Origin of the sequence: Cytobacillus oceanisediminis 2691 (genome assembly GCF_007678455.1) — a bacterium.
GTDB lineage: Bacteria > Bacillota > Bacilli > Bacillales > Cytobacillaceae > Mesobacillus > Mesobacillus oceanisediminis_A.
In genome coordinates this window covers 83531-108369 of record NZ_VEEP01000005.1, presented here as the reverse complement: position 1 = coordinate 108369, position 24839 = coordinate 83531, and the positions used below count along the sequence as shown (strand labels likewise).

The 24839-nt window shown below is 44.9% G+C and carries 22 protein-coding genes; 3 read left to right on the top strand and 19 right to left on the bottom strand.

Translation table 11 applies throughout. From position 1 onward, the window contains the following. Positions 1-52: 52 nt before the first annotated feature. From FS736_RS11595 to FS736_RS11555, 9 genes are all read right to left on the bottom strand, one after another. Positions 53-262, bottom strand: a complete 210-nt coding sequence (locus tag FS736_RS11595) for a hypothetical protein (RefSeq protein ID WP_144477241.1) — start codon at positions 260-262, stop codon at positions 53-55. A gap of 54 nt (positions 263-316) precedes the next feature. Then, positions 317-1618 carry a UDP-N-acetylmuramate--L-alanine ligase gene (gene murC / locus FS736_RS11590; protein ID WP_144477238.1) on the bottom strand — a complete coding sequence of 434 codons (1302 nt, stop codon included), beginning with the start codon at positions 1616-1618 and terminating at the stop codon, positions 317-319. A 263-nt stretch (positions 1619-1881) separates the two neighbouring features. Next, positions 1882-2982 (bottom strand): nicotinate phosphoribosyltransferase, encoded by a 1101-nt coding sequence (locus FS736_RS11585; protein ID WP_144477235.1) that lies wholly within the window; start codon positions 2980-2982, stop codon positions 1882-1884. 83 nt (positions 2983-3065) lie between these two features. After that, the gene (locus FS736_RS25160; RefSeq protein WP_260983586.1) at positions 3066-6491 is read right to left on the bottom strand and encodes a DNA translocase FtsK; all 3426 of its coding nucleotides are present in this window, start codon (positions 6489-6491) and stop codon (positions 3066-3068) included. A gap of 205 nt (positions 6492-6696) precedes the next feature. Continuing rightward, positions 6697-7491: a DUF1444 domain-containing protein gene (locus FS736_RS11575; protein WP_144477231.1), complete on the bottom strand. Its 795-nt coding sequence runs from the start codon at positions 7489-7491 to the stop codon at positions 6697-6699. Between the two features lie 86 nt (positions 7492-7577). Continuing rightward, positions 7578-7892 carry a thioredoxin family protein gene (locus FS736_RS11570; protein ID WP_144477228.1) on the bottom strand — a complete coding sequence of 105 codons (315 nt, stop codon included), beginning with the start codon at positions 7890-7892 and terminating at the stop codon, positions 7578-7580. A gap of 321 nt (positions 7893-8213) precedes the next feature. Then, positions 8214-8717, bottom strand: a complete 504-nt coding sequence (locus FS736_RS11565; protein WP_144477225.1) for a hypothetical protein — start codon at positions 8715-8717, stop codon at positions 8214-8216. A gap of 177 nt (positions 8718-8894) precedes the next feature. Next, on the bottom strand, positions 8895-9413 hold the full coding sequence (locus tag FS736_RS11560) for a DUF84 family protein (RefSeq protein WP_144477222.1): 519 nt from the start codon (positions 9411-9413) through the stop codon (positions 8895-8897). Positions 9414-9477: 64 nt separating this feature from the next. Beyond that, positions 9478-10551, bottom strand: a complete 1074-nt coding sequence (locus tag FS736_RS11555) for a M42 family metallopeptidase (RefSeq protein ID WP_144477219.1) — start codon at positions 10549-10551, stop codon at positions 9478-9480. A 200-nt stretch (positions 10552-10751) separates the two neighbouring features. Here FS736_RS11555 and FS736_RS11550 point away from each other — a divergent pair, with 200 nt between their 5' ends. Next, positions 10752-11066 (top strand): PepSY domain-containing protein, encoded by a 315-nt coding sequence (locus FS736_RS11550; protein ID WP_144477216.1) that lies wholly within the window; start codon positions 10752-10754, stop codon positions 11064-11066. Positions 11067-11098: 32 nt separating this feature from the next. Here FS736_RS11550 and FS736_RS11545 read toward each other — a convergent pair whose 3' ends face one another. Both FS736_RS11545 and trmB read right to left on the bottom strand, forming a co-directional pair. Beyond that, a complete protein-coding gene (locus FS736_RS11545) occupies positions 11099-11938 on the bottom strand; it encodes a YtnP family quorum-quenching lactonase (protein ID WP_144477213.1) in 840 nt (279 codons plus the stop codon). Between the two features lie 333 nt (positions 11939-12271). Then, the gene (trmB, locus tag FS736_RS11540) at positions 12272-12916 is read right to left on the bottom strand and encodes a tRNA (guanosine(46)-N7)-methyltransferase TrmB (protein WP_144477210.1); all 645 of its coding nucleotides are present in this window, start codon (positions 12914-12916) and stop codon (positions 12272-12274) included. A 147-nt stretch (positions 12917-13063) separates the two neighbouring features. Here trmB and FS736_RS11535 point away from each other — a divergent pair, with 147 nt between their 5' ends. Then, entirely contained in the window at positions 13064-13342 is a 279-nt protein-coding gene (locus FS736_RS11535) for a YtzH-like family protein (RefSeq protein WP_144477207.1), read from the top strand. Positions 13343-13348: 6 nt separating this feature from the next. Here FS736_RS11535 and FS736_RS11530 read toward each other — a convergent pair whose 3' ends face one another. The 5 genes from FS736_RS11530 to thpR form a co-directional block, all read right to left on the bottom strand. After that, on the bottom strand, positions 13349-14122 hold the full coding sequence (locus tag FS736_RS11530; protein ID WP_144477204.1) for a phosphotransferase family protein: 774 nt from the start codon (positions 14120-14122) through the stop codon (positions 13349-13351). A gap of 227 nt (positions 14123-14349) precedes the next feature. Continuing rightward, the gene (gene pulA / locus FS736_RS11525; protein WP_144477201.1) at positions 14350-16491 is read right to left on the bottom strand and encodes a type I pullulanase; all 2142 of its coding nucleotides are present in this window, start codon (positions 16489-16491) and stop codon (positions 14350-14352) included. Further along, positions 16478-17458: a diacylglycerol/lipid kinase family protein gene (locus tag FS736_RS11520; protein WP_144477198.1), complete on the bottom strand. Its 981-nt coding sequence runs from the start codon at positions 17456-17458 to the stop codon at positions 16478-16480. The genes pulA and FS736_RS11520 overlap by 14 nt, the downstream gene beginning before the upstream one ends. A 48-nt stretch (positions 17459-17506) precedes the next feature. Further along, positions 17507-18478 carry an NERD domain-containing protein gene (locus FS736_RS11515; RefSeq protein ID WP_144477195.1) on the bottom strand — a complete coding sequence of 324 codons (972 nt, stop codon included), beginning with the start codon at positions 18476-18478 and terminating at the stop codon, positions 17507-17509. A gap of 36 nt (positions 18479-18514) precedes the next feature. After that, the gene (gene thpR, locus FS736_RS11510) at positions 18515-19090 is read right to left on the bottom strand and encodes an RNA 2',3'-cyclic phosphodiesterase (RefSeq protein ID WP_144477192.1); all 576 of its coding nucleotides are present in this window, start codon (positions 19088-19090) and stop codon (positions 18515-18517) included. A 222-nt stretch (positions 19091-19312) separates the two neighbouring features. Here thpR and cysK point away from each other — a divergent pair, with 222 nt between their 5' ends. Next, positions 19313-20248, top strand: coding sequence for a cysteine synthase A (cysK, locus tag FS736_RS11505; RefSeq protein WP_144477190.1), 936 nt, complete (start codon positions 19313-19315; stop codon positions 20246-20248). Positions 20249-21359: 1111 nt separating this feature from the next. On the opposite strand, the gene speD is transcribed toward cysK, so the two are convergent. From speD to pepV, 3 genes are all read right to left on the bottom strand, one after another. Beyond that, positions 21360-22208 carry an adenosylmethionine decarboxylase gene (gene speD, locus FS736_RS11500; protein WP_144477187.1) on the bottom strand — a complete coding sequence of 283 codons (849 nt, stop codon included), beginning with the start codon at positions 22206-22208 and terminating at the stop codon, positions 21360-21362. Between the two features lie 197 nt (positions 22209-22405). After that, positions 22406-23260: a D-amino-acid transaminase gene (gene dat / locus FS736_RS11495; protein ID WP_144477184.1), complete on the bottom strand. Its 855-nt coding sequence runs from the start codon at positions 23258-23260 to the stop codon at positions 22406-22408. Between the two features lie 32 nt (positions 23261-23292). Further along, a complete protein-coding gene (pepV, locus tag FS736_RS11490; RefSeq protein WP_144477181.1) occupies positions 23293-24708 on the bottom strand; it encodes a dipeptidase PepV in 1416 nt (471 codons plus the stop codon). Between the last annotated feature and the right edge of the window lie 131 nt (positions 24709-24839).

Below are 24839 nucleotides of genomic sequence, written 5' to 3'. Positions count from 1 at the left end.
CAAAAAAGGATGCGGCTCACTTGGCCGCATCCTTTTTTAGTATCAGTAAGTATTAATTTTTTTCTTTGAGAATTGTCCAGCTCCAGCGTCTAGCCCCTCGAGACGCTTGTCTGGTGTCGCCTCCTAGAAACTCCGAAACTTCAACTCCGCCCGCAGAAGCAAAAAGCGCTTCTTTGTCGGAGTCTCCAGTTTCTGCGTTTCTGTACAGTCGGCTATACTTTTCGATTTCGGTCCTGCCAATGAAGTCAAAGAACGACTTCACTGTCAGGCCCTCCAGCGTTTGTCGGGGCTGACCAAGGCGCTTACGCTTTTCGCGTTACACTTGCAATTGTTTTTCATATGCTTCCTGGAACTTCTGGATATCGCCTGCACCCATAAACAGGATGACTCCATTGTCATGCTCCTTCAGCAATGTTGTATCATCTTCTGTGATGATTTCAGCGTCATCGATTTTATCTTTAAGATCCGTAATCGATAGTTTTCCATGAATCTCACGGGCTGAGCCGAAGATTTCGCAAAGATAAACCTTATCTGCCTTGTTTAGGCTTTCGGCAAACTCATTCAGGAATGCCTGTGTCCTTGTAAAGGTATGCGGCTGGAATACAGCAACAATTTCACGATCCGGATACTTTTGCTTTGCCGCATCGATTGTTGCTTTGATTTCTGTCGGATGGTGTGCGTAATCATCAATGATGATCTGGTCGGCAACCTTCTTTTCAGAGAATCTTCTTTTAACCCCTTCGAAGGTTTCAAGCTGTTCCTGGATGACCTTTGAGTCGATGTTCTCATAATGGCATAATGCAATGACACCAAGTGAGTTCAGCACATTATGGTCTCCAAATGCCGGAATCGAGAACGTGTCATAGAACGTATTCCGGACAAAGACATCAAAGGTAGTCCCACTTGTTGATTTAATGATATTCCGGGCCTGGAAATCATTTTCCTCCCCAAAGCCATAAAATACGACTGGCACCTTCGCCTGGATTTTTTGAAGCTGTTCATCGTCACCACATGCGAAAATACCCTTTTTGACCTGCCATGACATCTCCTGGAAAGCCGAGAAGACATCCTCGATATTGGCGAAGTAATCCGGGTGGTCGAAATCGATATTCGTCATGATCGCGTAATCAGGGAAATAGGATAGGAAATGGCGGCGATACTCACAGGCCTCAAATACAAAGTATTGAGCATCCTTATCACCTTTCCCGGTTCCATCACCAATCAGGAAGGATGTTGGTTTGGCACCCCTCATTACATGCGCAAGCAAGCCTGTAGTCGACGTTTTGCCATGTGCCCCTGTAACCGCCACACTCGTGAAGTTCTGCATAAAATCACCAAGGAAACGGTGGTATCTGATGATCGGAAGGCCGAGTTTCATTCCTTCCTGAATTTCTTCGTGGGTATCCGGATAGGCATTGCCGGCAATGATTGTCATCCCAGGCTGTATATTTTCCTTATTAAACGGAAGGATCTTTATTCCAGAATTCTCAAGGGCAACCTGGGTAAAAAAGTGCTTGTCATAATCGGAGCCCTGTACCTGATAATCCATATCATGGAGAACTTGAGCCAAAGCACTCATTCCAGACCCCTTTATACCTACAAAATGGTAAATAGTCATATAAAGAACCTCCAACAACGTCTGTATGTAACACAGTATATGACAGATATCCTGTTTTGCTCATTTAGCCTGTCTCCCTTAAGAAACTGCCGCACGAGCCAACTTAATCTTATCTATCTTATCTCTCATGTATTGAATCATTATAACATCATTACTGTAAATTACACAGTTTCATTCTTATTTCAAAATTATTATAGAAAATGGCAACATGGATAAATGCACTTTTTCCCTAAGTGAGTTTCTTTTAAACTTCTGTGCCGCGATTAGAATTCAACTTTTTCAAGACGAGGGTTTGGCCTGAACCTTCTCCCAGATTTCGCCTGATGTTTTCCATTCAGCATCACATTGTCACCGGTAAAACCAATCTTCAATTTTAAAAGGCTGCCGCCTACTCCATACATGTCGACTGGAACATTATGCTTTTCGAACTCAAGGATCCTTTTTTCACTGAAGCCGCCGCTGACGACAATTTTCACATGTTGAAAACCTTCATCATCAAGTGCTTTCCTTAAGGCGAAAATCAATTCAGCATTCACACCGCGAGGATCAAACGTTCCAAGCAGATGCTGGTTCCTGAGGAAATACTGGTCGATCATTGTACGAGAAGTGTCAACCCTTACTCCTTTTAACTTTTCCCCAAATTCCCTCGCGACTTTCAATGAATCTGTAACCGCGTCATTATTATAATCCACCAGAGCAATCAGATCATCTTGAGGAAATGTTTCATGATAAGCCTTGGTTGCTGCCAGGATATCACCGTCGAACATCTGGATTAAAGCATGAGGCATGGTTCCCATCCCCTGCTTGCCCCACCATTCGTTCATCGCGTGTGTGGCCTGTGCTGTGGCTCCTCCAATGTAGGCAGCATACCCATCTCCGGCTTGTGTCGTATAATGATCATCACGGTCCCCCATGAAAATCACCGGCTTTTGCTTGCCTGAATGGCTTGCAGCCTTGACGACATTATAAACATTCGTTGCTACAGATGTCCTTCTGGCCAGGATGCCGTCAATGATTCCTTCAAGATAACCGAAACTCTGGTAAGGACCTGTAATGGTCAGGACCGTTTCGAATGGAGAAATTTTATCTCCATCCTTAAGTGAGTAAATCTCAAGTTCCTCAGGATGGTCGGCAAATGTTTTTACCAGGGCGATGACTTCATCTGTCCCGCACAGGACTGCCTCATCTTTTTGAAAAAATTGCATGGTGATGATATTGTCTTCCTGGTATTTCTTCACTAGCTCTTGAGTCTTGAGAAAATACACGGCTGAAAACCAGCCATCCCGGATCCTTTCATCAAACTTGAATGTATGATTGGTCAGGCGGCTGATTTTCCCCTGCATTTTCAATTCAATTTCTTTCATCCAAAAAGCTCCTTCAATAACAACCCAACTTCTATATCAGTTATTCCTTATTATAAGTACATGCTAATAAAGAATACCATTTATTAATTGAATGTACTAGTTTCCTGGAGGGACTCAAGGTCCGAAGCCGTAATAAGGACGTCCCTTGGCTTGCTTCCCTTGCCTTCAGAAATGAACCCTTGCTGCTCCATCATCTCAATCAGTCTTGCCGCACGGTTATATCCGATTTTGAAACGGCGCTGGACACTTGAAGTAGAAGCGCCTCCCTGATCGATGACAAATTCGCATGCTTCATAAAAGAGTTCATCTTCGTCTTCAGTCACCTGGGCTTTTTTCAGCAGTTCATCCTGTTCAAACAAGTATTGCGGGTCCCGCTGCTCCCTGACAAAAGCAACAATGTCATCAATCTCATTGTCCGTAACGAATGTACCCTGCAGACGGAATGGCTTGGATGAACCATTTTCTAGGAACAGCATATCCCCGCGGCCGAGAAGCTTTTCGGCTCCGCTGATATCAATGATCGTTCTTGAGTCCACCTGTGAGGAAACAGAGAACGCTATTCTTGTTGGGACATTCGCTTTAATCAATCCTGTAATGACGTCAACAGATGGACGCTGTGTCGCAATGATTAAGTGAATACCGCAGGCACGCGCTTTTTGGGCAATCCGGCAAATCGCCTCTTCGACATCACCAGGAGCCATCATCATCAAATCTGCCAGCTCATCGATGACAATGACGATATACGGAAGCTTATCAGAAAACCTGCGATGCTTCTCGGCAAGTTCATTGAACCTGCTGATATCACGGACACCTGTATGTGCGAACAATTCGTAACGGCGTTCCATTTCCTCAACTGCCCACTTGAGCGAGGCTGTCGCTGCTTTTACATCAGTGATGACCGGGCTTACTAGATGAGGAATTCGGTTGTAAGGTGCCAATTCAACCATTTTCGGGTCAATCAGCAGCAGCTTCACCTCATCTGGATGGGCCTTATAAAGCAGGCTGACCAGCATCGTGTTGATGCAGACACTCTTTCCTGACCCGGTCGCACCGGCAATCAATCCGTGCGGCATCTTTTTCAGGTCAGTGACGATTGGATTTCCGGCTATATCAAGTCCCAGAGCAACCGACAACGGAGATTCAAGATCCATAAACCCTGCTGACTGCAAAATCTCACTCAATAATACCGGTCTGCTCGTATGGTTCGGCACCTCGATCCCAATCGTGTGCTTCCCAGGTATCGGCGCTTCAATCCGGATATCCTTTGCCGCAAGGCTTAGCTTGATATCATCTGATAGATTGGTAATTTTATTGACTTTTACTCCAGGTTCGGGCTGTACCTCAAATCTGGTAACAGATGGTCCCTGCGTCACGTTGACCACTCTTGCGCCAACATTGAAATTCCTCAGAGTTTCATTGAGCATATGTTCCTGTTCTGCAAGCCATTCCGGGTCTGGAGCCTTGAACACAGGCGGATTCAACAAATCAAGCGGAGGGAAGTCATATACCGCTGCCGGACGGACTTCAGAAGGACCATCCGAAATTCGGCCTGCTTTTTCTTCAGCCATAACCGAAGGTTGTGCCAACTCTTCCGCCGGCTGGCTTGTATGCATTTTTACCCCTTGTGCTTCTTGTACTAGTACTGTGACCACTTTCTCCTGTGCTGCTGGTTCTGCATTACGTTCGAACGACTGTGCATCCGTCCTTGTCTCGACTGGATGTGCCTCACGTTCGAACGACTGAGCATCAGCACTTCCCTCGACTGGCTGTGCCTCACGCTCGAATGACTGAGCAACAACGCTTCCCTCGACTGGATGTGTCTCACGCTCGAACGACTGAGCAACAGCGCTTCCCTCGACTGGATGATTTCCCTGCGTGACACTGTTCGCAGAAGAGGTCACAACTAATGAAGATTCCTCAGTTTCTGCCTCTGGATGGACTTCGTTCATTTCTTCAGTTGGCTGCTTTTGTGCATCAGCTTTTCGGCCATCTGTCATGAAAGAAGGATATTTAGACATATTGCGTGCTTCCCATTTCCTTTTATCCTGCTTAAGCATGAGGACATTGAAAGGAAGCTGCCTTTTCGGTTCTGCCGTTTTTTCCTCCTCCTGCTGGAGGTCTTGATCCGTTACAGGCTCTTCGGATGAGTTCTCAGATAGAAGAGTTTCCTCTTCTTCATAAGGCTGAACTGTCTCAGTGTAAGAAATCGCCTCTTCTGCTGTGTTTACCTGAGGGACATTTTCTTGTTTTGCCTCTGCGAAGGTTTGATGATCCTTCTCTTTAGGATTTTCAGATGATGGAGCAGTCAGCTCTATCGCTCCCTGTACTTTCTCAGCATCATCCTCATGATGTACGAATACTTCTGACTCTTCACGAACCACTGCCGACACATGTTCGTTTTGACGAGGAGTCAGTACATCTGTAAGTTCATTGACCGCTACGGATTCAGCCGGGAGTTTAACGTCTTCTTCAAGTTCATTCCCTTTTGCGAAAACTTGATGATCGTTCACTTCACCACGAAGGATTACATCAAGTGCTTCTGTTTCGAGATTGAATTGAGCAATTTCATCCTCTATTTCAGGTGTCTTGATGTCCTGGGTTTCTGCAAGATCATCTTCTATGTAGTGATCTTGCTCCAGAAGTTTTCCCTGCATTTCAATCTGGGCTGGCTGTTCTAGCAGGACGCCTTCCTGCTTTTCAATTTGGTCTGCCTGCTCCAGCAGAACTACTTCCTGCTTTTCTATCTGGGCTGGCTGCTCTAGCAGAACTTCCTCCTGCTTTTCAATCTGGGCTGGCTGCTCTAGCAGAATACCTTCCTGCTTTTCCGTTATCATTGGCTGTTCTGGCTGAATCGTCTCTTTTTGGATAAAATCGATATCACTTCGTATGGGTTGTGATGCTTTGTTTTCCTGTGCCTTTTCAAACCCCGTCAATTCATACTCTACATCTTCCAGGCTCTTTTGATTCTGCTCTTTCCTTGGCGGCCTGTTGAATGCATAAATCGGAGATGGAATTTCTGTTGGCTTGAATGGCTGCGTGAATTTCGGTTTGCTGTCTTTTCGCGGTTCATATCGAAATTTCGAAGCAGCTTCCTCTGTTCTTCCAGTCTTCAATGGTTCCTTCACTTTTTCCGCTCGTTTTGTTCTGTGTGTGTCCTTAGTGTCCTCTACAGATTTTCGGCGCGGTCTTTGGTTGGAATCCTGCCGGGGGATACTGTCATTTTTAAAGCTGAACGAGCCTTTTTCATTGATAAAAGGCTTTATTTCTTCAACCGGGCCAACCCTTTCTTTCCGTTCTTTTCGCGGAGTCTCATTCCCTGGGTTACCATCGGGAATCAAAGGGAACCGGAACTGCCCCTTTGGATACTGGTACAATACCTTTGCCTCAAGATCCTTCTTTTGGCTGCGATCTTGTTTGACTGGTTTTTGAACTGATTGTTCTCTCTCAATATCATCAAATTCATCATCATCATTTTGGAACATCGTAAAAATTCTTTTAATCCAACTCAATTTAAATCACTCTTTCTTTCGCATTTCATTCTTTATTTTAACAGTAAATCAATATTTTTCGAGATAAATTGAAAGAATGAGCATTTTTTACGAGAAGAATTCTCCTGAGAGAATCAACTTTAGGCTCAGATATTTACAAAAGCTTACATCAGAAGTACATAAAGGAAAAAAAGCCCGTATTATCGGGCTTCATCTCCTGTCTATCCTATTCCTTTTTTGTTTTGCCCAAAATAAAGATTGGTTCCAATTCACCGTCTTCATATAAAAAGCTTAAGGCTGTGATCGGTACCCTTCCACTCGCAAAAAAGCTCATGGTCATCTGGGCCAGGATATCATAGCCAGTGTTGTTCTCCACATCAGCGATGATCAGGACATCCTGGTGGGGAACGGCCACCGCCATGTTCCCCTTCATTTTTTTCTTCATTTCATTCAAAAAGCTTGTATTCAGGATACGGCTCGCATCATAGCCGTCATTGGTATTGAGGAAATAAAAGGTATTATCAGCCACACGGTCCTCTTTCAGTTTGACGGAAAGCGAACGTACATTGAACAAAGCTGTCTCACGGACCTGGCCTGCTGACCATCCCTCTTTTTTAAGAAGCTTTGAATCAATCAGCCTGTATGTAGTGCCTAAATCCAAAGCATAATAGATCCTTGTTTCAGCGGTATGATCATCATAAAGGAAAGGTGTCCCTTCCTCAGCTTCCGATGGAAATGACGTCGAGCGGATGACAGGGAAGATGTTCTTTTCCTTGCCTGACAGTTCAAGCTGGCTTTCCATCGCATTTAAACCTTCCGAAACATAGTAGACAACTTCATCAATTGCCTTTTCTTTCTGATCCTGCCACTTAGCAATAATCCCGGGCAGGGCAATCGTAATGCCGCGTCCAGTGTTTTTATGTTCAATCCTTAACTGATCCTTTTCCCGGTCATAAGAAAAAGTCCGGTCAGGATGCTGCAGGCGGTTTTCAAGCTCTTTACGCATTTTTCTGCTGTCCATTGTTGTATCCCTCCACTTCTCCAGGAGTTTCTGCAAACTCATTTTACATGAAATTTCCCTCCACCTCAAAAGATGGAGGGAAAGAATTAAGCAAGACCTTCAATGAAATTTTCAATCTCAGTCTGTGTTTTTCTGTTCTTGCTGACAAAACGGCCAAGCTCTTTGCCATTTTCAAATGCGATGAAGCTTGGGATTCCGAATACATCAAGCTGGATGCACAAATCGATGAAGTCATCCCGGTCTACAGAGACGAATTCATAGTCACTGTACTTGCTTTCGATTTCAGGCAAGACTGGCTCGATCACACGGCAGTCCGGGCACCAGCCCGCCGTAAATAAAAATATATGTTTTCCATCGTTTTTCAACGTTTCGAATTGTTCCATTGACTCCAAGTTTTTCATATTGGTACCTCCCGGTTAAATCTCATTTTACTTATCTTATTGTACCCATGCAGGGTGAAAAAAGAAACTAATCTGATTACGAGAAGGGATTCTTACCCACACCTGCAATTGGCGGCAATTGTGTAAGTATAAGAAGATAGAGGGGAGACAACTTAGGTAAAAAAATACTATAAGGAGTTTGAACACGACTCTACTTTGGACAGCTTTCACGTGAAATTGCAAAAACCTGTCCGAACCCTGCTCTACTTTGTATAGCTTTCACATGAAAAAACAAAAAGCTGTCTGAACTTATATTAGCTTCAGACAGCATAGGGCCGAGGTTTATTTTACTTTCACAGAATTCGCGATTTCCATCATGGCTTCTGCATCTTCTTTTACGTTTTCGGTTTCTGTGGTCAGCTTGACACCGCCGATACCGACAATTAACTGATACTGATTTTCCTTCAGCTGCTTGACCAGCATATAGCCAAATTTGCCATTTTTACTGAATGTCTCATTGGCGTCCCATTCTTTCTGCTGCTTGACAGTAGATTCATAGACCACTTTACTGTCTTCTTTCTCGTGTTGATTATAGAAAAGAATATATGTTTTTGAGCCATTATTGAACAGGACATTATTTGGCGTTTCCTCTTCCACTTTAAACTCGGATGGCAAGTAATACTCTATGTCTTTAGTACTATTATTCGTTTTCTCAGGCTGAGTTTCAAATGTATTTGAAACTTCTTTTTTTATTTCAGCCTTTTGCTCTGAAAACTGGGCAGAACAACCGCTCAGCAGAATTACTCCTACTATAACGAGCCCAAATGCCCTACTGAACTTCATCATACTTTTTTCCCCCTTGCTAAGGACTTAACCACTCCTTTTCTATCATACCTTGCTTGTTTGATGGGTGACAAGACTTCTCAAGCATTTTTTGTTGGAAATTAAGATATTTTTCAGAAATTTGTCGATAAATCTTTATATTCGCCATTTTTTATATCAAAACTATAAAAGACAGCCTCTTTAGACTGTCTTATCCGTATTATATTCATATTGTCCAGCGAGCAGTTTCATGACATGAGTGAACATTTCGCTTCGGTCGATTTGTCCATTTGTAAAGATCCCGATAGCTCCTTCATTTTTACGGACATTTTGTTTTTTTGCGTAATCGTCCATCACTGGCCCGAGTTCGGAACCTGCCAACAATTGCTGTGCTACTTCATCCGGAAGCGGAATCCTGGCTCCTCCCGCAATGATCGGCTCCATCCCTTTCACTGCCAAAGCTCCCCAATTGCATAGCATTAGTCCGTATGGAGTTTGCTGGACTCCTCCTTCGAGGCCAATGCCAATTCCTGCTTCTCCTTTTTCGGCAGCCTCGATGGCTCTGTTGACAGCACCTCTGATGGTTTCCTCATCTGACATTGGCTGGTCGCTTACCCCAGATTCAGCATCTATTGAGACAATCTCATAATCTGTTTCTTGAAACGCTGCCTTAACTGCATTGATTTTTGCCGGATTCTTTGAACCTACTGCCACTTTCATATCCATTTCCACCTTTCATCCATGAAAAAGGAGCAGTGATCAGCTGCCCCTCATTTTGAGTAGATTAACTATTGTTTTTGATGGTTTCTACCGTTGTTTTATCAGCTGCTTTGACAAGTTTGACGAGCAATTCCTTCGCTGCCGCATAGTCATCGAAATGGATCATGGACGCTGCTGTATGGATATAGCGTGAACAGATGCCAATGACCGCACTCGGGATTCCCTGATTGGAAGTATGGACTCTTCCTGCATCAGTTCCACCCTGGGAAACGAAGTACTGGTAAGGAATATCATTGGTTTCAGCCATGTCGAGGATGAATTCCCTCATACCTCGGTGCGTGACCATCGAACGGTCGAGAATTCTCAGCAATGTTCCCTTTCCAAGTTGGCCAAATTCATTTTTATCACCTGACATATCATTGGCCGGGCTCGCATCTAACGCAAAGAAGATGTCCGGGTCGATCATATTGGCAGCCGTCTGAGCGCCTCTTAAGCCGACCTCTTCCTGGACAGTCGCACCAGAGTAAAGCATATTTGGCAATTGGATGTCCTTTGTTTCTTTTAGCAATTCGATTGCCAGACCGCAGCCATAGCGGTTATCCCAGGCTTTTGCGAGAATCTTCTTTTCGTTTGCCATCGGCGTGAACGGACAGATTGGCACGATTTGCTGCCCTGGTTTAATCCCGATCCTGATCGCATCTTCCTTATCATCTGCACCGATATCTATCAGCATATTCTTGATTTCCATTGGTTTGTTGCGCTTCGACTCATCCAATAGATGAGGAGGGATCGATCCAATTACACCAGTAACTGGCCCATTTTTCGTAATGATCTGGACGCGCTGTGCAAGAAGCACCTGGCTCCACCAGCCACCAAGTGTCTGGAATCGGATCATTCCGTTTTTCGTGATCGAAGTTACCATGAAACCAACTTCATCCATATGTCCGGCGACCATGATTTTCGGGCCATCCGGATTTCCCTTTTTCACGCCAAATACACTTCCCAATTTATCCTGGATCAATTCATCAGAATATTGTCCAAGCTGCTCGCGCATAAATTTACGAACAGGATGCTCATTGCCCGGAGCTCCAGGCAATTCTGTCAAAGTTTTAAACAGGCTTAATGTTTGCTCGTTCATATGACTGCTCCTTTTAAAAAAGTTTAGGTTTGCTAAACATTATGTATACCATCCATTTTACAGAACATTTCCTCTGCTTGCCAGTCATATTCCTGCCAATCACATGAATAGTACGGTCATTAATCCTTTGCTCCAGCATAGGGATTTGTTATGATGAAGTTAACTTGAAATTCCATATATAACCTTGGAGGTACTTGACTATGAACTGGAAAGCCTTTGTCCTCGGCGTTGGCGCCGGCCTTGCTGGTGCATATGCAGTAAAGGAACTTGCCTCACAAAAAGAAACAGTCTCAGCTGAAAAAGTACTGAATGATGCAAAGGCCGCTTTTAAAAAATCCGGACCCATCAGCGGTTCATGGATCAATATGACGGTTGAAGCCTTCTCCAAACCGCCAATTGAATACCAGGTATACAAAGGCGGTGTCTCACGCAATGTTGACGGCAGGGTTGAGCAATATGAGTTTATCGCAGATGCAGCAACCGGTGCCATATTGGACGCCTACCCATTAAATTAGACGAAAAGAAACCCAGACCTGCCGCGGCAGGTCTATTTTTTTCTTTCAATGCTTTCAGTTATCTTCCCATCTTGGTCGAATTTGACGGCCCTGTACACAGAATCATGGTAAAAAGTAAACCAGGCGTTCCTGCTTATTCCATATTCCAGCCACTTCTGCTTGGCAAAAATCGAATCCATCGGATAATCATCGTACGCCATCACCCAGAGAGGGTTTTGATGAGCATGGGTCGGCATGATATCAGCCATGTGGACGACGGTTGAATCTCCATCCTCAATGATCAGTATTGAATGGCCATCACTGTGTCCTCCAGTGTGAATCATCTTGAGCGGCCCAAACGACCATTCTTTTTCAAAAGCCTCTACCTGCTGCTCGATTCCCTGCCAGTTTTCTCTCCAGTATGTACTCTTGGAACGGATATTCGGATTGCGCATTTCATCCCACTCGACCTGAGAAGTGATGATTTTTGCATTCGGAAAAACGGATGCCAGTTCACCATCGATCACTTTCGTCAATCCGCAGGCATGATCAAAATGCATATGCGTCATCAAAACAAAGTCAATGTCAGCGGCAGTCAGCCCCAATCGCTCCAGTTCCGCATCAAGGCTTGATTCTTCAAGGACACCAAAATTCCGTTTTTGCTTCTCATTCAGTTTCCCATTTCCAATCCCGCTTTCAACCAGGAAATTCTTTCCCTCTGCCTGAATAAGAATCGGGTCTGTCCTCAGTTCGATTTGATTTTTGTCATTCACTTCATATTTTCTGGTCCAAAGCGGTTTCGGTACAACGCCGAACATCGCTCCGCCATCCAGGTGGGTCACCCCGCCCTTCAGCCACTTTAGCTTAACATTTCCTAGCTCCAGATTTTCCATTGCCAATCCCCCTTTTTTCTTATGATTGTATCACTGGAATTTTAAATCTTTAAATAATTCAACTTCTATTTTGATTTTGATATAGAATCGCTGCTCATTTTTGGGGCTTCATTCCACGGAATTCTTTTAATTGGCGGAGTTCACAATATTATTGGCGATAATCTATTTTTATTCGGTGATTTTCAGATTTTATTGGCGAAAATAAATTTTTATTGCGCGGCTTTCCAATTTTATTGGCGAAAATAAAATTAATTTGGCGAACTGAAATTTAATACGCCTTTTTTTCAATTTAAAAAACCGGTCGATGTAAAATCGCCGGTTCGGTCGTCTTCATTATTTAGAAATAAATTGCACTTCACAGCGGTAAATCCGGCTGCCTCGTGACGAGAATTTTTCTTCGTATTCCGTCATGATGTTGCCTTCGAAGTCGCTGTTGTGAAGGTCGAGGCTGACGTAATTCAGCTTCATGCCATAATGTGAAAAGCTTACGAGCGAATACTCGAACAAGCCCTGATTATCTGTCTTGAAGTGGATTTCTCCATTCTTCACAAGGATGGATTCGTATACTTCAAGGAAGGATTTGAAAGTCAGTCTGCGTTTTTCATGGCGTGTTTTTGGCCATGGATCAGAGAAATTCAAATAGACCCGGTCGACGTCTCCGCTTTCAAAATACTTTGCAAGTTCAGCCCCGTTCACATTCATTAGTTTGCAGTTTGGCAAATCTTCTTCAATCAGCCTGTCCAGTGCACTGACAATGACGCTCTCCTGCAGTTCAATGCCGATATAGTTAACGTCCGGATTGGCTTTGGCCATTCCTGTGATGAATTGGCCTTTACCGGTACCGATCTCGATGTGAAGCGGCTGGTCTTTTTCAAAAACTTCTCCCCATTTTCCGCGGTGCTGCTCCGGCTCCTGGATCACAAAATTAGAGTATTCCTTCAATTTATCTTTAGCCCAAGGCTTGTTTCTTAGTCTCATCCTGACACCTCTGTACTATTTTCATTCGTTTCAAACAATATCATGCAACCCAACTGTTTTCAAGGTGAAATTTCTCCCGGCTGTATAAACGCAAAAAGGAATCCACAATCTATATGTGAATTCCTTTTAAAAGAAAGGGTGATCATTGTGCCTTTAAGCCACCATGACCAGGTAAATTTATTAAAGGATATATTAAGCAACCAGCACACTGACTGCTGCGGATCGGTTGCAGAGTATCAACAGCTGGAACGTCTGATTAAATCGCTGATGGTCAACACGAATGTGGATGGCAACATCAAAACGATCCTCCAGGATGTTTACCAGTATAGCCAGAACGGAGTAAATGCTTCCGACCTGGAACAGCATATCGAGACGAATCGGAATCAGTTATCCCAATGGGTCGATGATATCGGTCAATTCTCCTAAGAAAAATTAAAAAAGTGCCTTTAAGAAATCAATCCATTTTTCCATCTCTGGAATGCGATTCTGGTTCTTGTGCCATTGAATCGATGAAAGCGACTGGGCGAGCGCGTACCATTTCATTCGCAGCCTGAGGTTCTCTGTCAGGCTGATGCCGTACTTGTCCAGCCACGCTTCCCATTCCTCCAATGGTATATAGGAATAGAGGAGAAGCCCCAGATCGATGGCGGGATCAGCGATCATCGCGCCGTCCCAATCGATTAAATACAACTGGTTGTCTTCGGTAAGCAGCCAGTTGTTATGATTCACATCGCAATGGCAAACCACTTTTTCAGCGTGGTCGACATCGCCGACATATTCAGTCAGGAACTTCATCGCATCGATTACTGCAGGCTTCGTACGCAGTTCCACATCCAAATCTTCATTTAAGGCTTGAAGGAACATCTCGGGCTTCAGCGGACTCTTTCCCAGCCTTGTGAGCATCCCAAGAAGCGGATCTGACGCATGGATTTTCTTCAACAGCCTGGCCACACGGTCATTGTTCATATCCCCTGGCTTCAGCTCTCTTCCATTCATCCACTGCTGCGCCGTTATAACATCTCCGTTTTCTAACCTTTTAGTCCAAACAAGCTTGGGTACGATTCCTTCTGCGGAGAGTACAGCAAGAAAAGGGGATGAATTTCGTTTTAAAAACAGCCTTTGTTCTTCATGCTGTGCAAAATAGGCAGCACCGGTTGCGCCGCCAGCAGGAACGATCTCCCAATCCTGTCCAAATAAATGTTCCAAAGTTAGTCACCTTCATTTATCACTATTTCCCTTGTGCTGAAAACCGGAAATGGATTCTATAAAATCAAAAATCACCGTTGTTCTTATTATCGGAAATAAAAAGACAGCTATTGATAGGAAAATGCACACAATAGCTATCTTATAAATTTTATCCCCAGAGGCTCGGTACGTCAACCCCAACAGCACTAAATTAATATTGTTAAAAAGTTATCAAATCAAGGATCCTGCTATTTTGCCGCCACGAACAGTGAGCATGGCTCCAGCAAGACCTTATTCCCTTCCATATGGCGAAATGGCTCTGCAGACGCATTTTCATGGTCAACCAGGACATTCCATTTCGCCTCTTCCGGAAGTTCGGCCAGCTGCTGGTCCATTGAAGGATTGATCAGCACGATGATTTTTTCCCATCCTGCGCCTGCTTGCAGTTCATATCCGATCAACGGTGCCTGCAATGGCAAAAACGCCATTCGCCTGCGGATTTCTTCGCTGTCTCCAAGCCTGAAAGCTTCGTTCGCTTTTCGTATCGCAATGATCCCTTTGATGTAGCTGATATTATCCAGGTTTTCATCACGAAGGTCCCAATCTAGCCAGTTTATGTCGTCAGGAGATCGATAGCTGTTGCCGACTCCCTTCTTCGTCCTGAAAAATTCCTGGCCGCTGTGTAAAAACGGGATGCCCTGTGCCAGCAAGACCATCGATGTTGCCAGTCTGTGCTGCTTTTTCAAAATAGCATCCTCCACATCGGGAGTGCATATTTTCAGCTTATCCCACAAGGTATGGTTATCATGTGACTCAATGTAATTCACCGACTGGCCAGGCTGGAGGAACAGGCCGCTTTTCCGCTTGCCGATTCCAACGCTTCCTGCCATAACCTGTTTAGCTGCTTCCAGATACCGCTCATTTCCCAGTGCATATCCTTTGTCATAAATATTAAAGGTACTGCCCTTAATAGAATCTCGGAACCAGTCATTGAACTGGCCAATCCCCGGAAGCTTCCCCTGGTTGGCAATATTGGCTTTCCGGTCACCCGGCAGCGGGGTATTGAGATCCCAGCCTTCCCCAATAATCAGCATATGGGGTTTTACACCATCCACGGCCTTCCTGACGGCCGTCATCGTCTCAACGTCAAGGATTCCCATCAAGTCGAAACGGAAGCCGTCAACCTGGTACTCATTCAGCCAGAACAGGACTGAATCAACGATGTATTTCCTCACCATCAGTCTTTCAGAGGCGATATCGTTCCCCACTCCCGTTCCATTCGAGGGAAGACCATGTTCATCATGACGGAAAAAATAACCCGGGACTATTTTTTCAAAAGGGGAACCTTCCCGGATGTAGACATGATTATAAACCACGTCCATGATGACACCCAGATCCATTTTGTGTATCGCAGAAATCAGCTGCTTAAGTTCGGTTATCCGGCTGTAGGGATCTTCCGGATCCGTCGCATAGCTGCCATCTGGTACATTATAATGGACTGGATTATACCCCCAGTTATAGGAACCGAAAGTGTCCAGTTCATCTACCCCTTCGAAATCATGGAATGGAAGAAGCTCGATATGGGTGACACCGAGCTGGCGTATATATGCAAGGCCGGTACTCTCCCCCAACGGAGTCATGGTGTCCATTTCTGCAGCGCCCAGGTACGTCCCCTTCCTGGAAGCCCCACTGTTCGGATGCATGGTTAGATCCCTGATATGGGCTTCATAGATAATCGCATCCACCGGATTTCTCAATGGAGTAAAACCGTCCTGTACCTGGCTTGCTTTGGTTGGGTCGACCACAACTCCATATTCACCATTAACTGTTAAAGCGATTGCATACGGATCAACCGCCTCTCTCCATTCAAGATTGATACACACCAGGAACGAATAGCGATAAAGCTGCAGATTCCTTTCAACCGTAATGCTCCATACACCTTTCCCGGATCTTTTCATATTAATGAATTCAGAGTTTTGCCAATCATCCCGGAACAGCTTTAGCCTGATTTTCCCGGCGGTCGGAGCCCATAGCTTGAAAGTGCTTTTTTCAGGTGTATAGCTGACCCCAAGATCATTTCCCTCGTAAAAAAATAACCTGTCAAATTCCTCCGTACGGATGACTGCACCGATTTGCAGATCGGTTTCGCCGCCATGATCATCTGATACTTTATATGGTTTACCGATTTCCGGCCTGACACTGGCCAAACAAATATATTTCACTGTCTCCTCAAGGTATACCTTTTCCTGGATTGCCAAAGGCAAATCAACGCCCTCTCCTTTGAGCCGGAACTCTTTGGAGTCACCATCAAAATAAGAATAAGGCAGCAAAACTGTAATGAGATCTACTTGATCAAGATAGGCGTAAAACTCCCTTTCAATGGCAATCATTTATTTTCAACTCCTCGGTATGCCCTGGATGGTTTTTTTCTGTCAAAATCCTTGCTGCTTTTGGACATACATGGATTTTCAAAGGTGTATGCCCAATTGCTTCACCATCGGCATGGGCCAACACTGCCTCTGGTGATTCGATGGTAATGGACTTGCCGGTATATTGCTCAACTTCCTTGAACTTTGTGTGCTTTCCCCAGAAGACACTGGCGAAAACCAGCAGCAGCTTCCATCTGGAGATCCTGTGAACAACGGTAACATCGAGAATCGCATCATCCGGCAGAGCCTCCGGAGCGATCTTCATGCCCCCTCCGTAGTATGGCTGGTTCGAAACGGTCACAAACCACGCATTATCAAAATGAAACCCTCTCCCGTCAATCGTTATATAAAGAGGGAGGGTTCGGAAAGTGAGCAGTTTTTTTGCAAGAATATAAACATAGACAAGCCTGCCCAGCGAAACACGGTTCAGCAGCAGTTTCATCCTTGATTCATTGGATTCTTTTGCGACCGCGGCATCAAAGCCTACCCCCATATTATTCATGAAATAGGTTTCATGTAATTCCTTGTGCTGGATTTTTCCGAGGTCGATTTCAAAAGTCCGGGAATTGCTCTGGTCAATCACCAAACGCAATGCTTCGGATGCTTTTCGCGGAATGGAAAATCCCCTTGAAAAATCATTACCGGACCCGCCGGGAATGAAACCAATATTAATATTAGGATACGTTGCCGTGCCATTCACCACTTCATGCAGCGTACCGTCTCCCCCAACTGCCGTGATTGTTGCCTGCCTGCCGCTTAACTTGCGCGCAATTGACCCGGCGAGCTCTTCCGCATGTCCCGCTCGTTCGGTAAAAAAGGCAAGGTACGGGATATCCATGGTTTCGAGCTCTGCCTCTAGCCTTCTCCAAATCTCCCTGCAGCTCCCATTTTTCGCATTCGGATTGACGATGAAATAGATTTTCTCCATATGACCAAACCTTTATCTATTTATTAGGTTCTTAACTTGTCAAATCTCTTACTTTTCTTCCCCAGGGCGGTTTTCCCATTCAAGTCTCCTGACCGATGTTGTCTGGCAAAATTGGAGCAGTACCTGTGCCGCTTTTAATTGCATATGCTTTAATGGAGATTTCATTCCTCTCTGGGCCAAGAACCATTCCTCGAAATTTCGTTTATCGATGAACTGCACCCCATATGGCGGCAAAGGATAGTCAAAGTAACCATTTCGGCTCAACAGCAATTTTTGCACAGGCAGATCCACCCCGTACATATCAAAAAGAGATTTGACGATTTTCTCTGTTCTGTTCAAGGCAATGAGCGGATTGAGGATTTTCGTTTCCTTATTTTTTGTCTTTTTGATCCAGAATCGGTCCTTCGAGCCGACAAAAGCAGCATCCTCTTCTGCTTCAACAAATGAAATACAAATAGCTGCAGAAGGAGTGACCAATACCAATTCTGCTTCAACCGGCGCTTTTTTCAGTAAAAAGATAGGTTTATATAAAATGAGGAAGGTATCCGGAAAACGCTGAAGCAAAAACTTCAGGGTACGGTCATGGGTGAATTCTTTTGCGATAAAGGATCTTTCCATCAATGTGGAACTTGCCCACTTCAGCTGGAATGGCAGCAAATTATCGAGGAAATGCTGCTTCAATTCATCTTCCGTTTTAATGCTGCTGATAGAAGTTAATGCATCGGCATCCATCAGAATGTCCTGATCATCACTCTGTCCCGGGCTTTCAGGAACAATTTCCTCATCCTTTACTGTTCCGGGCTGGCGGATCCTGCTCTTGATTTTATCAAGGATAGAATCAGGCAGTTCTGGTGATGATTCGTTCTTTAAATCTTTATATGGCTGCCCATGTCCGTTCTCCCATTTCTCCTTCAATCCCTCCCATTGCTTTTTCTTCAGCCGGACATATCTCGAAGGATAAAGATAAATATCCTGAGCATAGCGTGATACATAGTCTTGTAGTTTGATTAATTGTGCCATAGATTGACCTGCCTTTATACCTGTATCCCAGTGGCTTTATTTACCGGGAGCAAGCGGGAATTGTTTGATTGGTTCATATTTAGGACTTTTCCCCAGATGGGTCTTGTACAAAACGACCCTTCCGGCCTGAAAAGAAATTTGTTCGTTTTTAAATGGGTTCACTGCCTCAAGTGTTTCAGTAGAAAAAGGGGTTTCCCCCATCCACTTCCTGGCGATGGTAATATGAGGACTGAAGGGACGCTTTTCAAGGGTGAATCCTGAATCGAGGCAAGCTGAGAACACATCCTGCCTTACTCCCCTCAACTCCTGTGATTCTTCGAGCCCCGCCCAGAAAATCCGTGGTGCGTCCCTGCGGCCAAAAAAGCCAAGATGATCGATTTTCATCTCAAGTGGGGTCTTCAACTTTATAGCTGCTTCAATTCGTTCACTGGCTGCTTTCATTTTGTCATCGGGAGCATTCCCAAGAAACGCCAGTGTGATATGTAGATCCTGAGGATGGACCCAGGTTTTGAATGGTAATTCTTCCTGCAGGTGTTCGATTTTGCTCTTGAATAATTCTTTGACTTCCCCAGGAAGTTCAAGAGCATAGAAAAAATGAGCATGCTGTCCCATCAACGAAATACACCCTTTCTCGTCCACTTGAATTTATTGTAGCAAATGGCATGTAATATTGGCAGAAATTCCTTATGAACATTTATAATCCCTACAAGTTGATAGGAATAGTCTTTTTTTATATGATAAAGAGAAGTTAACATTATTTTTCAGTTGCTGATAATCAATTATTCACTTAGATGGAATACTAAAGCAATCGAGTACATTCAAGGAGGCTATCTTATGAGAGTCGTTAATAATATTGCAGCATTAATCGGTGAAACACCGCTGTTAAAATTAAACCGCCTGGCACCTGAGAGCGGAGCATCAGTTTATCTGAAGCTTGAATACTTCAATCCGAGCAAAAGTGTAAAAGACAGAGCTGCCTTTAACATGATCGTTACAGCAGAAAACGAAGGGAAGCTTAAGCCGGGCTCAACCATCATCGAGCCAACAAGCGGCAACACCGGAATCGGACTGGCGATGAATGCTGCGGCAAGAGGCTACAAAGCAATCCTCGTCATGCCCGATACAATGACAATGGAGAGAATCAACCTGTTAAAAGCTTACGGCGCAGAAGTCGTACTCACACCTGGAGATGAAAAAATGCCAGGTGCAATCAAAAAAGCAGAAGAGTTATTGAAGGAAATACCAGACAGCTATATGCCAATGCAGTTCGAAAATGAAGCTAATCCTGATGCCCACCGGATGTCAACGGCAAAGGAAATCATCGAAGCGATGAAGGAACTAAAAAAACCGCTCAGCGCGTTCGTGGCTACAGCTGGAACAGGAGGCACAATCACCGGAACGGGTGAGGCATTAAAAGAAGAATACCCAGACGTGGCAGTGCACGTTGTCGAACCAGCAGGGTCCCCTGTCCTGTCAGGCGGCAAGCCAGGGAAGCATAAACTGGTTGGCACAAGCCCCGGATTCATTCCCGAGATCCTTAATCAGGATGTTTACGAAAAGATCCATAAAATCGAAGATGAGGACGCCTACGAAACCGCAAGAAGGCTCGCCAGGGAGGAAGGAATCCTAGTCGGCCCATCATCAGGCGCCGCATGCTTCGCAGCCATCAATGTCGCAAAACAGCTTAAGCCAGATGAAGTCGTCATCTGCATTGCATGCGATACCGGGGAAAGATATCTTTCAAGCGATTTATTCCGGTTCGATGAGTAATCTATAGAGGACTCGCCATGAGATGGCGAGTTTTTTTATAGGAGATTCATACCTTCTTGGTGTTTTAGTACCCTTATGTGTTCGGTTTCTCCTGCATAAGGGTATCTTTCGGGCTTAATTGTACCCTTATCCATCGGTTTTTTCTGCCATAAGGGTACCTTTCCGGCTTTATCTTGCCCTTATGCATCCGGTTCCTCTGGCATAAGGGTATCTCCCGGGCTTTTTCTTACCCTTATGCATCCGGTTCCTCTGGCATAAGGGTATCTCCCGGGCTTTATCTTGCCCTTATGCATCCGGTTCCTCTGGCATAAGGGTATCTCTCGGGCTTTATCTTGCCCTTATGCATCCGGTTTCTCTGGCATAAGGGTATCTCCCGGGCTTTTTCTTACCCTTATGCATCGGGTTCCTCTGGCATAAGGGTATCTCCCGGGCTTTATCTTACCCTTATGCATCCGGTTTCTCTGGCATAAGGGTATCTCTCGGGCTTTTTCTTACCCTTATGCATCCCGTTTCTCTGGCATAAGGGTATCTCCCGGGCTTTTTCTTACCCTTATGCATCGGGTTCCTCTGGCATAAGGGTATCTCCCGGGCTTTATCTTACCCTTATGCATCCCGTTTCTCTGGCATAAGGGTATCTCTCGGGCTTTATCTTGCCCTTATGCTTCCGGTTCCTCTAGCATAAGGGTATCTCCCGGGCTTTATCTTACCCTTATGCATCCGGTTTCTCTGGCATAAGGGTATCTCCCGGGCTTTATCTTGCCCTTATGCATCCGGTTCCTCTGGCATAAGGGTATCTCCCGGGCTTTATCTTACCCTTATGCTTCCGGTTCCTCTGGCATAATGGTATCTCCCGAACTTTATCTTACCCTTATGCATCCGGTTTCTCTGGCATAAGGGTATCTCCCGGGCTTTATCTTGCCCTTATGCATCCGGTTTCTCTGGCATAAGGGTTCCTTTCCGGCTTTATCTTACCCTTATGCATCCGGTTTCTCTACCATAAGGGTTCCTTTCCGGCTTTGGGGTCTCTCTTGTACCGACAAAATGAAAAACTGCAGACAAACAATAGTTCGTCTGCAGTCTTAATGATTTATCAGCACATGCCTTCTTAGTGCTATTTGTCCATCTCTTCGTCTTCTTCTTCAAAAATCGTCCCAGAATGGAGTGTCACTCCGGACACGATTTCTTCCATTTCAGCCTGGATCCTTTCGGTGATTTCTTCCCGTTCCTCGGGGGACAAAGATTCTTTCGTATAGCCGAAAAGATAATTATCTAAATCAAATTCTCTTAGCTTGCATTTGGTATGGAAAATGTTTTCCTGGTAGACATTGATATCAACCATATCAAATTGGTCTTTCACATTTTCCGGAATGTAGTTTTGAATCGAGCTTATGTCGTGGTCGATGAACAGCTTGTTCCCTTCTTTATCCCTCGTAAAGCCTCTTACCCTATAATCAATCGTCATCACATCGGTTTCGAAGGAATGGATAAGATAATTCAGGGCTTTCAGCGGTGTGATTTCTCCGCAGGTGGAGACATCGATATCGGCGCGGAATGTACTGATTCCTTCATCCGGGTGGAACTCCGGGTACGTATGGACCGTGATATGGCTTTTATCAAGCTGTAAAACTACATTGTCCGGAAGCGGCCCGGGCGATTCATCATACGCTTCATCCGGCACCTCGACGACCGGCCCTTCGGATACGAGGATGGTCACGCTGGCTCCCTGGGGCACGTAGTCCTGCTTGGCCACATTAAGGACATGTGCTCCAATGATATCCGCAACATGAGTAAGGATTTTGGTAAGCCGTTCTGCACTATACTGTTCATCAATATATTCAATATAAGCTTCACGTTCTTCCTTCGTCCTCGTATAACAGATGTCATACATATTAAAACTTAATGATTTTGTGAGATTATTAAATCCATGCAGTTCGATATGCTGTTCAGGTGTGAATTTCATATCTGTTCCCCCTGTTCGGTTTTCCTGCTGTACATTGTCTGAATGAACAAAAGCAGTCCTGGTGTTTTAAATATTTTTATGATACCCATTCCTGCCAAGAAAAAACAAAGCAAGCGATAATGGCAAAAGGGGTTCTGAACTGAAATGAATCTTACCGCATTAAAAAAACCTGCAGCTTTTAAGCCGCAGGTTCATGATCAGATATTTCCGCATTGGCGTTCGATTTCTGCTTTAAAAAGGGTTTGAAGCTTCCTCGTGACTGAACCAGGCTGCCCGTTTCCGACAGGTTTACCGGCCACCTCGACAACTGGCATAACTTCGACGGTTGTACCAGATGAGAAGACTTCATCGGCTGAAGATAATTCCTCAAGCGTATATGCTCGCTCCTCAAAAGGAATGCCTTCATTCCTGCAGATTTCCAACACCTTTTGCCGTGAAATGCCATTCAGAATATGGTTGTCAGCCTGGTGGGTGATGACCACACCATCTTTAACAATCGAGATATTGGAATGGCTGCCCTCCGTAACAGTTTCTCCGCGATGGAGAATAGCCTCGAAACAGCCTGCTTCTGCCGCTTTTTGTTTCGAAAGCAAATTACCTAGCAAGTTCAGGCTTTTGATGTCACAGCGAAGCCAGCGGATATCTTCGTCAAGGATAGCACGTACACCTTTCTCCATCGGATCCACAGGGCGCGGTACCTTGCGCGTATATGCAACAAAGGTTGTCGCCACTTCTTCGCCTGGAAAAACATGATTTCGGGGTGAAGTTCCCCTTGTGAATTGCATGTACACGGTTCCGGTTTCCACTTCGTTTTTCGAAATTAGCTCTTCCATTCTTGCTAAAAGTTCTTCAGGGCTGTACGGGAGCTTCATCCTGATTTTTTCGGCACTCTCTGCAAGCCGGTTCAAATGCTCAATCCCGGTGAACATCTTCCCGTTGTATACACGAATGACCTCGTATACGCCATCACCAAACTGATAGCCTCTATCCTCAATATCCACCTTGGCTTCGGTCCTGTCCAGCACCTTATCGTCTACAATTACATATTCCATTCGATTTCCCTCCTTGATTTTTAAAAAAACTATTATTTTGCCAATTCATAAATAGCCTGCGCGTAGATCGCCGTTGCTCGCAAAAGGTCCTCAATGATCATATACTCATCCTTCTGGTGTGCGATATCAGGTCTGCCAGGGAACAGCGGGCCAAATGCAACGCCGGATTTCAGTGACCTTGCATAAGTTCCCCCGCCAATCGAGATCAGCTTAGCCTTTTCACCAACCTGCTCTTCGTAAACCTTTTTTAACGTCTGGATCAGGAAATCATTTTCATCGACATGATGCGGATTGGAATTCGAGAAATTCTCGATGGCCAATCCTTCAGCCTCCAAAAGCTGATGCAGGATTTCTTTCGTTTTTTCTAGATTCGTCGTAACCGGATAACGCATATTCAATCCGGCACGGCCCCCGGTCTCGCGGGTATATGAAAGTTTGCCGACATTGATCGTCAAGTCTCCGGTGATATCATCGGAAAATGCCACACCCAATTCCCTGCCTCGTGAATCCTTGCCCAGGTATTTAGCGGCAAACTGAAAGAATTTTTCACTGTCTCCATCAAGACTCAATTCCGAAAGGAAGGCAGACATGAAAAGTCCTGCATTTTTTCCGTTGTCAGGCTCCATGCCATGGGCTGAAACTCCTTCCAGCTCAAGGACTAGCCTGCCGCTCTCGACGGTCACCTTGCCATCCAGTTCATTTTTTCGCTTAAATTCGTCAAAGCGCTGGACAATATCTGTCTGGCCCTGCTGAACAGCCAGCACAGCTTTTGCAAAATCAGGCACCATATTATATCGGCGTCCGGATGAAAATTCGATTACTTCGGCATCAAAGCCTTCTTTTTCTATACCAGCGGCCTTGCACACTAAATCATAATCAGCGATTCCTTTTTCAGCATAGATGATCGGAAAATCAGCATCCGGAGCGAATCCCATCGAAGGCATTTCTTCATGCTCAAAATAGTGGTCGACACAACGCCAGTCGCTTTCCTCATCTGTGCCAATGATCATTCTTACACGCTTATTAAGGGGCAAGCCCAATTCTTTGACGATTTTCATAGCATAATATGCTGCCATGGTTGGACCTTTGTCATCGATTGCGCCGCGGGCATAGATTTTCCCATCACGAATTTCAGCGCCATAAGGGTCGCTGGACCATCCATCCCCTTCTGGCACGACATCGACATGACAGAGAACACCCACAATATCATCTCCCTGCCCGAATTCGAGATGGCCGGCAAGATTGCCAACATTTTTGGCGGTAAAGCCATCCTTTTCACCCAATTGAAGCATGAAATCCAATGCTTCTTTTACACCTTCACCAAGCGGCGCGTCTGGAGTGCTGTTCTCTTCATCAAGAACACTCTTGATTTTCAACAGGTCCTGAGCATCTTTGATCAAATCCGCTTCTCTTTTCTCTACTTCCTTCGTCCAGTTGATCGAAGTCATGGTCAAAAACCTCCAAATGAGAGTTATATGTATATCTTTCTTTCCCCTGAAAGGATTCACCTAAGCGGGAAGATGTTCTTATTGTACCGCAAATCCCCACTTGAAAACTTGAATTTTATTTTACTCCTTCC